Below are 12,937 nucleotides of genomic sequence, written 5' to 3'. Positions count from 1 at the left end.
TGGCATTTTCCCGCAGCGGGAGTGTCTTAGATCTCCACCTGGGTGCCCAGCTCGACCACGCGGCCCGGCGGGATGCAGAAGAACTCCGTCGCCGACAGGGCGGTCTTCGACAGCAGGATGAAGAACGGCTCCCGCCAGGAGGGCAGGCCGGCGGTCTTGGATGGGATCAGGGTCTCCCGGCCGAGGAAGAAGGATGTCTCCATCATGTCCAGATGCAGCCCATAGCGTCGGCAAAGCTCCAACGCGCGGGGGATGTGCGGCTGCTCCAGGTAGCCGTAGCGCAGGATGACCCGGAAGAAGCCCTTGCCCAGCTTCTCCACATACACGGCCTTCTGCGGGCTGACGCGGGGCAGCTCCTCGATGATCACGGTCAGGACCACCACGCGCTCGTGCAGCACCTTGTTGTGCTTGATGTTGTGCAGAAGCGCGTGGGGAACGACGTCGGGGTTGCCGGTCATGAAGACGGCCGTGCCGGCGACCCGCTGCGGCGACTGCGGCGAGACGCGCTGCAGGAACAGGTCCATGGGAAGCGCGTCGGCGTACAGCCGGTCGGCCAGGATGGCGCGGCCGCGGCGCCACGTGGTCATCAGCAGATAGACCGCCGCCGCGATGACCAGCGGGAACCAGCCGCCTTCCGGAACCTTCAGCAGCGTCGCCCCGAACAGCCCGAGGTCGATGACGAGGAAGGCAGAGAAGGCCACCACCACCACCACCGGGTTCCAGCGCCACAGGCGCCACGCCACCACCGCGGCGAGGATCGTGTCGATCGCCATCGCCCCGGTCACCGACACGCCGTAGGCGGCGGCGAGGTTGCTGCTCGACCCGAAGCCGACCACCAGGATCACCACGCCGACCAGCAGCAGCCAGTTGTTGCGCGGTATGTAGACCTGCCCGACCTCATGCTCCGATGTGTGGCGGATCTCGCGGCGGGGCAGGTAGCCCAGCTGCACCGCCTGCCGCGTCAGGGAGAAGGCGCCGGAGATCACCGCTTGGCTGGCGATGACGGTCGCCGCGGTGGACAGCACGACCAGCGGCAACTGGGCCCACTCCGGGGCCAGGTGAAAGAAGGGGTTCTCCAGCGTCTCCGGATGGTGCAGCAGCATAGCGCCCTGCCCGAAGTAGTTCAGCAGCAGGGCCGGCAGCACGAAATAGAGCCAGGCGAGCCGAATCGGCGCGCGCCCGAAATGCCCCATGTCGGCGTACAGCGCCTCCGCCCCGGTGACCGCCAGGACGACCGCACCCAGCGTGACGAAAGCCACCCAGCCGTGCAGGAAGAACAGCTCGACCCCGTGCAGCGGGTTGAGCGCGCGCAGCACGTCCGGCGCCTGGACCAGCTGGATGGCGCCGAGCACCCCCAGCGTCGCGAACCACACGGCCATGACCGGGCCGAAGAAGATGCCGACTCGCCCGGTCCCCTGCCGCTGGAACACGAACAGCACGATCAGCACGACCAGCGTGATCGGCACCACGAAGGATTCCAGCGCCGGGGTCACCACCTTCAGCCCTTCGACCGCGCTGAGCACCGATATGGCCGGCGTGATCAGGCTGTCGCCGTAGAACAGGGCCATGCCGAGAATGGCCAGGGCGACCACCGCCCGGCTCCCAAGGGTGGAGCCCAGCCCGCGGTGGGCCAGCGTGCCGAGCGCCATCACGCCGCCTTCGCCGCGGTTGTCCGCGCGCATCACCAGCATGACGTATTTCAGCGTCACGACGATCACCAGCGCCCAGAAGGCCAGCGACAGGATGCCGAGAATCGTCGGCTCGTCGAGCGGCAGGCCGGTGTGGGTGAAGGCCTCGCGCAGAGTGTAGAGCGGGCTGGTGCCGATGTCCCCGTACACCACACCGAGCGCGCCGAGCACCAGCGCCGGCATGCGGTGCGACGAACGCGGGGGCTCGACGTCGCAGGCCGGTCCGTTGCCGGAGCCTATGCTGCCCGTCTCCGTGCTTCCCGTGCCGGTCTGCTGGTTGGCGCTGTCCATCTGCTATCCGTTCATTCCCTGGGACGTTCCGCGACACAGTGAGTCGAACCGAGTTTATCGAACTGGCCGCGGCGGAAAGCGCCCGCCTGTCGGCGAACGCTCCCATTGCATCATACGTTCCGCGCCGCGCTTCAGGCAAACCCGACGCATTCGATCGAAATTCCGTGGCATTCCGCAGGGGGAAGCCAGCCCGGAAAACCGGACCGGCCAACCGGCCCGGACAACCGGACTGGAGACTGGCGGAACCGTCACTGCACAGATGGGAATTCTCCGCTCCGGAACGAAGCGTGAACTTGGCGCTTGATGTTCGGCCTTTGTTCCTGTATCCCTCTCTTCATCAATGAAGGCATCAAGCACGGCATCAGCCGAGGCCGTTCGAAACAGGAGGGAAAAGGCCATGTCGATCCTGGTTTTCCTGCGTGAGCTTGCCGGTCTGTCGGCCCTGTTCGGGTCTCTCTTCGTCTGGACCGTCGTGGGGCGTGTCCTGGGCTTCTGAATCCGCTGTCGGTCGGGGTGCGGCGCCCCGTAACGATCGCCGCCGGCGCGTCCCGTCACCGAAGGGAGTCGCCGAAAGGGTTGGTTCTCCTCGGTATATAACCCGAAATCCCAAGCCTCTCTTCGCACTGCATCACCTACATCCGGAGAGCGTGTCCCGCATCCGTCCACCTCGGCGGGGTCGGGACGGCGCACGAGAAACGCGTCGCCGGCCGGTTGACCGCGGCGCGACGACACCGGCCGGGGGGCCGGCCGGTGATGACAACGCGGACTGTTCGGGAATCGGGACGGATGCGGAACTTCTTTCGGAAGCGGCGGGCGATCGCCAATGCGGATGACCGGGTGTCCATGGGTGGCGGCATCACGGGCGGTGGACCAACCGGACCGGGCGGCACGGGTGGCAATCCGGGGCAAGCGCCTTCCATGACGCCGCAAATGGCCCGTCCGGCCTCGCACCTGCGGCCGGTGGGTGCTCCGGGTGACGGCATGCGGGGCCCGGACGCGTTCCGGGGCGATCCCGGCGGCGACCCGCGCGGACGCCCGTACCAGCCACCCAGCGGGCAGGCTTACGCGCCGCTGGGCAGTCACCGGCCGAGCCCGGCCGCGTCGCCGGGCGACCCAGAACTCCCGCGCTTCACCATGACGGTGAACGGCGGGCTGCGGGCTCCCGGCGCGGTCGGCTCGCCGGCCATGCTGAAGGGGCTGACGCCCGAACTGAACGGACTCCTGCGCGAAGCCTTCACGCCGACGCGGCCCAAGCAGCAGCTGAACTCGCTGTTCATCGGCCGCACCGACACGCTGAAGCGCATCATCTCCGCCATCGAGGAGGAGCGGGCGCACGTCATCCTGTTCGGCGACCGCGGCCGCGGCAAGACCTCCGTCGCCAACGCGATCGAGAAGATCGCCGGCCAGGCGGGCTATCTGTCGCTGAAGCTGACCTGCAGCGCGGAACTCAGCTTCGAGGACATCTTCCGGCACTTCCTGAAGAAAATCCCCTCGACCTACTACCGCTCGGGCATCGACAATCCATTCGCCTCGCGGCGCAGCTTCACCAGCTTCAACGAGTTGCTGCCGGAGGGCGGCTTCAGCGTGACGGAGCTGAACGAGGTGCTGTCGGGCATCCACGCGACGCACGTCCTCCTGATCCTCGACGAGTACGACCGCGTCACCGACGAGGATTTCCGGAACAAGCTGGCGGAACTGTTCAAGAACCTGACCGACAGCTCGATCCCCGTGACGCTGCTGGTGGTCGGCGTGGCTGAGAACCTGGACCAGCTGCTCGGCAAGCATCCTTCCATCCAGCGTTCGCTGGTGCCGGTGCATCTGCCGCTGATGACCGACGTGGAGATCAGCCGGCTGATCAACGCCGGCGCCGAGAACGCCGGCATCACCTTCGCGCCGGACGTGGTGGACCGCGTCTGCGAGTTCGTCCGCGGGCTTCCCTACTACGCCCAGCTGCTCGGCCTTCACGCGGCCCGCAGCGCGGTCAGCCGCGGGTTGACGCAGGTGGAGCGCGAGGACCTGGCCTACGCGGTCACCCGCTGCCTGCAGGAGGCCGAACGCGGCATCGTCGACTCCTACGCCCGCGCGTTGGCGGCGGAGCGGCGCGCCGAGCTGGAGGACGTGCTGCTGGGCTGCGCGCTGTGCCAGGCCGACTCCTACGGGACCTTCGATCCGAAGGACCTCGCCGGTCCGAACGGCGCCGAGCCGTCGAAAGAAGCCCTGGAGATCCTGGAGCGGCTGTGCCGCGAGGACTACGGCGGGATCCTGGCCCCGGTCGTCGAGCCGGGCTGGACACGCTACCGGTTCCGGAACCAGATGATGCGCCAGTATGTCCTGATGCGTCAGGCGCACGAGCGCGGCCAGATCTAAGCGTCAACTCCTCTCCAGGGGGACGGAAGGGCCTTTCCCGCGAGCAGCGGGAAGGGCCCTTTACCGTTTTGGGCTCCGCCTACGAATCGAGCGCCACGGCGAGCATTACCGCGCCGGCGATGGCCGCGCACAGGACGGCGACGATCAGCAGGCTGCGCAGGAACTGCCGGAACTCGCCCTGCTTCCAGGCGCTGCGCGCCAGCAGAAGCAGGTAGCCGGCGACCACCGCCTCGATCATGTGCCACTTCGTCATGCACCCGGCCGACCCGTGCCCTGTCGCACCGGCCCAGCGCCGCGCGTTCGTCCGGTGCAGACGGCCACCGCCGGGCGGGCGGCGTCAAGGCCCTGAAGCAGGGTCCTATGACCTTGGGGCTAAACCCTCACCGTTGGTTGGTACCCACCGTCCGGGTTACGGGCGAGGAACACCCCCGGCAAAGCCAATCCTTCACTGTCCGCGCAAACGGGTGCGCAACTGATTTGCACACAAAAATCGATGCGCTCTTCCCCGACGCGCGTACCTCCGCAAAATAGTAGTAGAGATCGCTAAAAATATACTTTCGAACAGATAGGTCGGTTACTTTTAAAGTGAACGTGTCACCCATGATTCGAAAGTAGCTTTGCGCATATGCCTAATGCGTTCTTCTTTTAACACCACAGAGTGGTACCGTTCTGCACGACACAGGGGTAAGGTCATCCAAAATATCGGCACGTCGATGCCATCAGGGGGCACGGAGTGAGGAAACCCTGGGTAACTGGTAGCCTACAAGATTGCCCAAGGAGTCTGAGCAACTTTCCAAAATTCGCGGGAGCTGACCAATGGAACCAGTGCGTGCTTTTCTGATCGACTCCAACAAGCTGTTCCGCGAGGGCTTGAAGCGGCTTTTGGACGACTCACCGTTCCAGATCGTCGCCGAGGCCGGCAACCTGCGTGAAGCGCTGAACACGGTCGAGAACGGATTGCGTCCCCAGCTGATTCTGCTCGACCTCGTGAACGGCGGCGAAGAGGAAGCGGAAGGCATGCGCCGCCTGCGGGCGCAGCTTCCGGACGCGCGCATGGTCATCCTGACCAGCGACCTGTGCACCCGGCGCCTCGCCAACGCGCTCGAAGCCGGGGCCGACGGTTACTTGATGAAGGATCTGTCGTCCGACGCGCTGGCCCAGTCCCTGCGTCTCGTGATGATGGGCGAGAAGGTGTTCCCGACGCACCTGGCGGCTCTGCTCATCTCCGGCCGCGTCAACGGCAACGGCACCGACATGCCGGTGTCGCGCAAGGGCCTGTCGCAGCGCGAGGTGCAGATCCTGCGCTGCCTGCTGAATGGCGACAGCAACAAGATGATCGCCAACCACCTGAACATCACCGAGGCGACGGTGAAGGTTCACTTGAAGAGCCTGCTCCGCAAGATCAACGCGTCGAACCGCACGCAGGCGGCCATCTGGGCGCTCAACAACGGCATCGGCGGCGAATTGGCCGGCGCCGGGGCCGTCGCGGCGGCCGCGAACCAGTAACCTCGGGCAGCAGCTCGGGGCCAACCGGACCGGCTGTGCCAGCGCGCAGCCGGTCGGTGGCCGTTTCCACCAGCCTCCCGCACGCGTAAAGCATGACGACGAAGCGGCCCACCGCGCAGCGCGTCCAACGTGGTTCTTCCACAGGACGCGCTGCGCGGTGGGCCGCTTCGTTGTGCATGGACCGTGGAACGGCCGGGGCCGCTCCGCCGGGCGGGCGATGAAGCAAGAATATCCCGGCGCGGTGGCCGGGATGCAGAGAGAAGGGCAGGGGCCGTCGGGAGATCAGGCACCGGGACGATGGGCCTGGGCGGCGTGCATGTGGTGCGGCACCATGCCTTCGCGCGCGGACTGGAGCGCGCTTTGCTGGCGCGCGGCGAAGACGCCGGCTTCCGTTCTGTTGCGGAAGTGCAGCTTGGACAGCACGCTGCGCACCATCGACTTGATCACCGCCTCGGACAAGTCGAGCTGGTTCGCGATCGTCCGGTTGTTCAGGCCCTGGCCGAGAAGGCGCAAGGTTTCGAACTCCGGTTCCGACAGGCGCGGCAGGAGCGTCAGCCTGATCTCGTCGACGCCGAGCCGGGACAGGAACTGCTTGGGCATCAGGCAATGCCCCTCCAGTCCAAGGTCCAGAAGCTCGTTGATGCGGTCGACGTTGATGTCCTCGAACACCCAGGCGTCAGCGAAGGCGAGGATGTGGGCGGCATCGAGCAGTTCCCGCGACGACAGCACCACGACGATCCGTGACCGGCGCGACAGGCGCAGGTACACCATCGGTTCGTTCTCGCGCAGGGCGGTGAATTGCTGAAGCCCGATCAGGATCGCGTCGGGGGTCAGCGTGCTCTGCGTCAGTTCCGTGATGTCGTGGAAGACGGTCACGCGATGACGGCCTGCCTTGTCCAGTGCCTGCACGACGGTATCGGTCAGGGAATTATTGTCGAGGATCAGGCAGACGTGCATGGGGGTCACCGCGTTGCGGGTCGAGTGCGATGCTTTCTCTTGGGCGTACTCATGGTTCATGTGCATGGGTCAGCTCTGTTTGGAGGAGGCATCCACGGCAGGCCCTTAACGGGCATTGTCGCCGCCTGTTGAGGTTGGTTGAAACACGAACGACTTCGGTTAAACACTGCATCGAATATCTTGGATATGTCTTTCAAAGCTGGAAAAAAACTTGACACTGTATCTATGATTTTATAAATTAGGTCTGTGCTGCGTAAATCAAACGATAGACGATCACTCAAGATCGTCAAGCACATCTGAATGGCGACCTGGCCCCTCGGAGCGATAATACTTTCGTGACGAGCTCGCTAAAAAGGGCATGAGGCCGTTGTTCGGCGGGGTTGTGGTCTAGGCCCCGACCGGATGAACCCCGTTGGCGCCAATTTTTCCCGTTTGGACAATCTTAACTATTTTAGGCTGCAATCGGGTCGTGCGCTTCGCACATCCGGAAACAGGCCGCCGGTCCCTGGGTTCCCGGGTTGACCCGCCGCTGTCGAACGCCACGGCATTACTTTCCGGCTGGGTTCTATGACCTTTAGCGTAGTTCCTCCTTTGTTCCGGATGCCGACCCGTGTCGAAGGTCGTTTCACAACCGCAAATGACCTATGGCCGTTGTCGGTATGTTGGTACTCGCCCGAATGTGGTAGCTGTCATGTAAGCCATCTAGGTGGGGAATGGTCCGGTCACCGTGGGGGTGACCCGGACAGGAGGGGCAAGCGGCTCCAAAAGAATTCGGCAGCAAAACAGGGTGGACGGGGACCATGAGAATTCTGATTGGTGATGACCATCTCCTTTTTCGTGAAGGCCTGCGTCGACTGCTGGAGCAGCTTCACACGGACGCCACCTTCATCGAGGCCGGCACCTTCAACGAGGTGGTGGAACAGTGCCGCACCGGCGGCAGCTTTGATATCGTCCTGATGGATCTGCATATGCCGAGCTGGCCGGGCTTCGACGGCCTGCGCGACGTGCAGGCGCTGCAGCCGGGCGTTCCCGTCGTGGTGATTTCCGCGTCGGAGCAGCTGAGCGACATTCGCGGCGCGCTCGATCACGGGGCGACGGGCTACATCCCGAAGTCCAGCAGCGTCAAGGTGATGATGGGCGCGCTGAACCTCGTCTTCTCCGGCGGCATCTACGTCCCGCCGAACGCGCTGGCCGCCGCCGTGGCGACCGAGCAGTCCCCGCGCCGCCGCAGCATGGACGGCGTGGACCGCAACTCGGGCTACGGCCTGACCCAACGCCAGCGCGAGGTTCTCGACTGCCTGCGCGCCGGCAAGTCGAACAAGCAGATCGCCTACGAGCTGGGCCTGTCGGAAGGCACGGTGAAGATCCATGTCACGGCGATCTTCAAGTCTCTGGGCGTGAAGAACCGCACGCAGGCGGTGATCGCCGCGGCGGCGATGGCCTCCTGATCGCGGCAAGCGGATCGGCGGGGACCTTTTTAAAGCGTTTGGGGTTGGAAACGACGACTGCGGAAGGCCGCGAGAGGGTGCGACGAACGTGCCCCCGCGGCCTTTCCGATTCCGGCTTTCGCCTCACCTCTTATACGGCCGTCCGGCGGTGACGGGAATCAGAGCCCCAGGAACCAGAGCCCAGGAAGAGGAATCGACGATGGCGGAAACCCCGGTGTGCGAGTTCGGCTGGAACGCGGTGGACTTCAGCCTCAAGGGAACCGACGGCAAGACCTACAGCCTCGCCGACCTGCGCGGCCCGAAGGGGACGCTGGTGATGTTCATCTGCAACCACTGCCCCTACGTGAAAGCCGTGATCGGGCGAATCGTCGACGAGGCCAACGCGCTGAAACCGCACGGGATCAACGCCGTCGCCATCATGTCCAACGACACCGACCGCTATCCCGAGGACGGCTTCGACAACATGAAGCGCTTCGCGCAGGAAAACGGCTTCCCGTTTCCCTATCTGCTCGACGACCGCCAAGAGGTCGCGCGGGCCTACGGGGCGGTCTGCACGCCGGATTTCTTCGGCTTCAACGCCGACCTCTGCCTGCAATACCGCGGGCGGCTTGACGCCTCGAAGACCCACCTCCTGCCGGACACCCCGCGCGAGCTGTACCACGCCATGGTCCGAATCGCCGACACGGGGCAGGGGCCGGCCGACCAGATCCCCAGCATGGGCTGCTCGATCAAATGGCGCGACCCGGCCTGACGGGAAGCGGCGTCCTCCCCCACGGGGGAGGACAGATTGCCCAAAAGGCAGCCTTGCGCCTTGACCGCGTGCGCCGGCCAATGCTATCCGGCCCTGTGACGCACAAGGAATTGCCCGCCGCATTCGCGTGCGGGTCAACGACACACGCAAGGACGGCCGTCACGCCGTCGGACGCCGCTGTAGGGCCATGAGCGATATTTTCCGCGAAGTCGACGAGGATTTGCGCCGAGACCGCATGGAGCGCCTGTTCAAGCGCTATGGCGGGATCATGCTTGCCGGCGCCCTGGTGATCGTCGCCGGCACCGGCGGCTACACCGCATGGCGCAGCTGGCAGCAGTCGCAGCACCAAAAGGAGACGGCGGCGCTGGCCGCGGCGCTGTCCCAGACGGGGCAGGGGCCGGAGAAGGGCGTGGAGGCGCTGGCCGCCTTCGCCGGGAAGGCCGATCCGGGCATGGCGGCGCTGGCCCAGCTGAACGCCGCCGCCCTCCTGACCCGCGAGGGCAAGACCGCCGAGGCGGTGGAGGTCTACGACAAGCTGGCCGCCAACGGCGCCGTCAGCGGCGCCTACCGCGATCTCGCGTCCCTGCTGTCGGTGATGCACCAGCTGGGCAGCGGCGATCCGGCGCAGCTTCAGGCGCGCCTCCAGCCGCTGACCGCCGATTCCAGCCCGTGGCGCTTCTCCGCGCGGGAGATGAGCGGCATCCTGGCTGGCCGCGCCGGCGACAAGGACAAGGCGCGCACCCTTTTCCAGCAACTGGCCGACGACTCTCAGGCTCCGGCGGGCGTCCGCTCGCGCGCCGCGGATCTCGCCACCCTCTACGGCAAGTCCTGATGACCCGCACCCCCAAGGCCAAGAAAGAAAAGGCCCGCGCTCTGACGCGCGCGGCGCTGCTGTCCACCCCGTTGCTCGCCGTGCTGCTCGCCGGCTGCGACACCATGAACGATTGGTTCGGCAAGACGCCCGAGCCGCCCTTGCCGGGCCAGCGCGTTGCCGTGCTGACCCGCGAGCGCAAGCTGGAAGTGGACCCGCGCATCGCCGACACCGCGGTGACCCTGCCGCCGGCCGTCGCCAACGCGGCCTGGGCGCAGGCGGGCGGCACGCCGGACCACAACCTGGGCCATCTCGCCCTGTCGGCGAACCCGGCCGAGGCGTGGCGTGGCGACATCGGCTCGGGCTCCAGCAGCTCGCGTATGCTGCTGTCCACCCCGGTGGTCGCCGACGGCAAGATCTTCGCCATGGACGCGGACTCCCACGTCGCGGCCCTGGACGAGAAGGGCGGCCGCCAGCTGTGGCGCGTCGACACCAAGCCGGAGAACGAGCGCGGCGGCGCCAGCGGCGGCGGCGTGGCCTACGCCGACGGCCGGGTCTTCGCCGCGACGGGCTTCGCCGAGGTTCTGGCGCTCGATCCCGCCAACGGCAACGTCATCTGGCGCAAGCGCGTGCCCGGCCCGGTCCGCGGCGCGCCGACGGTGGACGGCGGGCGCGTCTATGTGCTGACGCTCGACAACCAGCTGGCCGCCCTGTCGGCGACCGACGGCGCCGTCCAGTGGACGCACCAGGGCATCCTGGAAACCGCCGGCCTGCTGGGGGCCGTCAGCCCGGCGGCGACGTCGACCCTGGTTGTGGCCCCCTATTCCTCGGGCGAGCTGTACGGCCTCCGCCCGGAGAACGGCCGCGTCGCCTGGCAGGAGAGCCTGGCGGCCATCCGCCGCGCCGGCGCGCTCAGCAGCCTCGCCGACATCCGCGGCCTTCCGGTCATCGACCGCGGCATCGTCTACGCCATCGGCCATTCCGGCCGCACGGTGGCGATCGACGAGCGCATCGGCGTCCGGGTCTGGGAGGCGGAGATCGGGGGGACGCAGACGCCGTGGCTGGCCGGCGATTACCTGTACGTCGTCACCAACGATTCCGAAGTGGTGGCGATGTCCCGGCAGGCCGGGCGCATCCGCTGGGTGACGCCGCTCGACCGGTTCAAGGACATGGAGGACAAGAAGGGCCCGATCACCTGGTCCGGTCCGGTCGTGGCCGGCGGCAAGCTGTACGTCACCGGATCGCACGGCCAGATGCTGGCCCTGTCGCCCGGCGACGGGCAGATCGTCACCCGTTATTCGCTCCAGTCCGGCAGCTACTTGCCTCCAATCGTCGCGAACAACACCCTATATGTTCTGGGCGACAACGGTACGCTGGTCGCGTACCGTTGACCGCCTTTCTTTTTCCTGTGTGAGTGAGGCCTCCGGCCCGATGTCCTTTACCGTGGCTCTCGTCGGCCGGCCGAACGTCGGCAAGTCGACCCTGTTCAACCGTCTGGCCGGCAAGAAGCTGGCGTTGGTCGACGACACGCCGGGCGTGACGCGCGACTGGCGCTCGGCACCCGCCCGTATGGGCGGCCTGTCCTTCACCGTGGTCGACACCGCGGGCCTGGAGGACGTCACCGACGACAGCCTGGAGGCGCGCATGCGCCGCCAGACCGAACGCGCGCTGAACCGCGCCGACGTGGCGCTGTTCATCGTGGACGCCCGCGCCGGCATCACGCCGCTGGATCGGCATTTCGCATCGCTGCTGCGCAAGGGCAAGACGCCGGTCCTGCTGGTCGCCAACAAGGCGGAAGGCAAGGCCGGCATGCCCGGCCTCTACGAGGCGTTCGAGCTTGGCCTCGGCGAGCCGATCCCGCTGTCGGCGGAGCATGGCGAGGGCATGGCTGACCTCGTTCAGGCTCTGCTGCCCTTCGCCCCCAAGGAGGACGAGGAGGAGGACGAGTTCGCCGAGGCCGCTCCGACAGAAGCCAGCGAGCTTCCCATCGGCGACCAGCCGGAGCCCGCCGAGGATCTGGCGAAGCCCATCCAGATCGCCATTGTCGGTCGGCCCAACGTCGGCAAGTCGACTCTGCTGAATAGCCTGATCGGTGAGGAGCGCGTGCTGACCGGTCCGGAAGCCGGCATGACCCGCGACGCCATCAGCGTCGACTGGGAGTGGCGCGGCCGCAAGTTCCGTCTGGTGGACACGGCCGGCATGCGCAAGCGCGCCCGCGTGGACGCGAAGGTCGAAAAGCTGGCGGTGGCCGACGCGCTGCGGGTCATCCGCATGGCGCAGGTCGTGCTGCTGGTCGTCGATGCCAACCAGATTCTGGACAAGCAGGATCTGACCATCGCCCGCATGGTGGTGGAGGAAGGCCGCGCCCTGGTCATCGCGTTGAACAAGTGGGACGCCGTCGACGACCGCGCCATGGCACTGCGCCAGGTGGAGGACAAGCTCCAGGCGACGCTCGCCCAGATCAAGGGCGTGGAGGTCGTGACCATCTCCGCCCTTCAGGGCAAGAAGCTGGACACGCTGCTCGACTCGATCCTGTCGACCTACGCCCAGTGGAACCGCCGCATCCCGACAGCCCAGCTGAACCGCTGGATTGAAGGCGTGCTGGAGCACCATCCGCCGCCCCTGGTCGAGGGCCGCCGCGTGAAGATCCGCTACGCCACGCAGGTGAAGACCCGCCCGCCGACCGTGGCGCTTTTCGTGAACAAGCCGCTGGACTTGCCGGAGAGCTACCAGCGCTATCTGATCGGGCACCTGCGCGAGACGTTCGAACTGCCCGGCGTGCCCGTGCGCCTGCTGCTGCGCAAGCAGAAGAACCCGTACGCCGACGATTGATCGGGTGAGATCAAAGAAAAAGGGGCGGTGCACATACACCGCCCCTTTTTCATGTCCTGTCGTAGGTTGGATGCAGGCGCAGCCGAAACCCAACATCCGCGCCATGGAAGCCAGTGTCGGGTTTCGCTGCCGCTCCAGTCGGGGCCCCACCCCGACCCTCCCCCGCTGGGCGGGGGAGGGAGACAGGACCTTAGCTAAAGTCCGGCGGCAGTTCCCTCCCCCGCCCAGCGGGGGAGGGTTGGGGTGGGGGCATCAACGCAACCACTCATCCCCTAATACTACAGCG

General features: G+C 66.5%; 10 protein-coding genes. 7 read left to right on the top strand and 3 right to left on the bottom strand.

What is annotated here, in order from left to right:
• Positions 1-26: 26 nt before the first annotated feature.
• The gene (locus tag M2351_RS08530; RefSeq protein WP_406567392.1) at positions 27-1,871 is read right to left on the bottom strand and encodes a potassium transporter Kup; all 1,845 of its coding nucleotides are present in this window, start codon (positions 1,869-1,871) and stop codon (positions 27-29) included.
• A 1,026-nt stretch (positions 1,872-2,897) separates the two neighbouring features.
• Between M2351_RS08530 and M2351_RS08525 the strand changes: the two genes are divergently transcribed.
• Positions 2,898-4,346, top strand: coding sequence for an ATP-binding protein (locus M2351_RS08525; RefSeq protein ID WP_264655668.1), 1,449 nt, complete (start codon positions 2,898-2,900; stop codon positions 4,344-4,346).
• Between the two features lie 79 nt (positions 4,347-4,425).
• Here the strand turns inward: M2351_RS08525 and M2351_RS08520 are convergent, their stop codons facing one another.
• On the bottom strand, positions 4,426-4,599 hold the full coding sequence (locus M2351_RS08520) for a hypothetical protein (RefSeq protein WP_264655667.1): 174 nt from the start codon (positions 4,597-4,599) through the stop codon (positions 4,426-4,428).
• Between the two features lie 563 nt (positions 4,600-5,162).
• Here M2351_RS08520 and M2351_RS08515 point away from each other — a divergent pair.
• Positions 5,163-5,852 (top strand): LuxR C-terminal-related transcriptional regulator, encoded by a 690-nt coding sequence (locus M2351_RS08515; protein WP_264655666.1) that lies wholly within the window; start codon positions 5,163-5,165, stop codon positions 5,850-5,852.
• Between the two features lie 282 nt (positions 5,853-6,134).
• Here M2351_RS08515 and M2351_RS08510 read toward each other — a convergent pair whose 3' ends face one another.
• Positions 6,135-6,875 (bottom strand): response regulator transcription factor, encoded by a 741-nt coding sequence (locus M2351_RS08510; RefSeq protein WP_264655665.1) that lies wholly within the window; start codon positions 6,873-6,875, stop codon positions 6,135-6,137.
• A 734-nt stretch (positions 6,876-7,609) separates the two neighbouring features.
• On the opposite strand from M2351_RS08510, the gene M2351_RS08505 reads away from it, so the two are divergent.
• The 5 genes from M2351_RS08505 (at position 7,610) to der (ending at position 12,651) form a co-directional block, all read left to right on the top strand.
• Positions 7,610-8,257 carry a response regulator transcription factor gene (locus M2351_RS08505; RefSeq protein ID WP_264655664.1) on the top strand — a complete coding sequence of 216 codons (648 nt, stop codon included), beginning with the start codon at positions 7,610-7,612 and terminating at the stop codon, positions 8,255-8,257.
• A 199-nt stretch (positions 8,258-8,456) separates the two neighbouring features.
• Entirely contained in the window at positions 8,457-9,008 is a 552-nt protein-coding gene (locus M2351_RS08500; RefSeq protein WP_264655663.1) for a thioredoxin family protein, read from the top strand.
• A gap of 187 nt (positions 9,009-9,195) precedes the next feature.
• Positions 9,196-9,840: a tetratricopeptide repeat protein gene (locus tag M2351_RS08495; RefSeq protein ID WP_264655662.1), complete on the top strand. Its 645-nt coding sequence runs from the start codon at positions 9,196-9,198 to the stop codon at positions 9,838-9,840.
• A complete protein-coding gene (locus M2351_RS08490; RefSeq protein ID WP_264655661.1) occupies positions 9,840-11,210 on the top strand; it encodes a PQQ-like beta-propeller repeat protein in 1,371 nt (456 codons plus the stop codon). The genes M2351_RS08495 and M2351_RS08490 overlap by 1 nt, the downstream gene beginning before the upstream one ends.
• 40 nt (positions 11,211-11,250) lie before the next feature.
• Positions 11,251-12,651 carry a ribosome biogenesis GTPase Der gene (der, locus tag M2351_RS08485; RefSeq protein WP_264655660.1) on the top strand — a complete coding sequence of 467 codons (1,401 nt, stop codon included), beginning with the start codon at positions 11,251-11,253 and terminating at the stop codon, positions 12,649-12,651.
• Positions 12,652-12,937 lie beyond the last annotated feature (286 nt).

This window comes from Azospirillum canadense, assembly GCF_025961225.1.
Lineage (GTDB): Bacteria > Pseudomonadota > Alphaproteobacteria > Azospirillales > Azospirillaceae > Azospirillum > Azospirillum canadense.
This window is presented reverse-complemented; position numbering and strand designations above follow the sequence as displayed.

What these genes read in the sequence shown, in the direction of transcription:
- M2351_RS08500 (WP_264655663.1), top strand. Translation starts at nt 8,457, where the DNA reads ATGGCGGAAACCCCGGTGTGCGAGTTCGGCTGGAACGCGGTGGACTTC.
- M2351_RS08510 (WP_264655665.1), bottom strand. Translation starts at nt 6,875, where the DNA reads ATGCACATGAACCATGAGTACGCCCAAGAGAAAGCATCGCACTCGACC.
- der (WP_264655660.1), top strand. Translation starts at nt 11,251, where the DNA reads ATGTCCTTTACCGTGGCTCTCGTCGGCCGGCCGAACGTCGGCAAGTCG.
- M2351_RS08495 (WP_264655662.1), top strand. Translation starts at nt 9,196, where the DNA reads ATGAGCGATATTTTCCGCGAAGTCGACGAGGATTTGCGCCGAGACCGC.
- M2351_RS08530 (WP_406567392.1), bottom strand. Translation starts at nt 1,871, where the DNA reads ATGCCGGCGCTGGTGCTCGGCGCGCTCGGTGTGGTGTACGGGGACATC.
- M2351_RS08515 (WP_264655666.1), top strand. Translation starts at nt 5,163, where the DNA reads ATGGAACCAGTGCGTGCTTTTCTGATCGACTCCAACAAGCTGTTCCGC.
- M2351_RS08490 (WP_264655661.1), top strand. Translation starts at nt 9,840, where the DNA reads ATGACCCGCACCCCCAAGGCCAAGAAAGAAAAGGCCCGCGCTCTGACG.
- M2351_RS08505 (WP_264655664.1), top strand. Translation starts at nt 7,610, where the DNA reads ATGAGAATTCTGATTGGTGATGACCATCTCCTTTTTCGTGAAGGCCTG.
- M2351_RS08525 (WP_264655668.1), top strand. Translation starts at nt 2,898, where the DNA reads ATGACGCCGCAAATGGCCCGTCCGGCCTCGCACCTGCGGCCGGTGGGT.
- M2351_RS08520 (WP_264655667.1), bottom strand. Translation starts at nt 4,599, where the DNA reads ATGACGAAGTGGCACATGATCGAGGCGGTGGTCGCCGGCTACCTGCTT.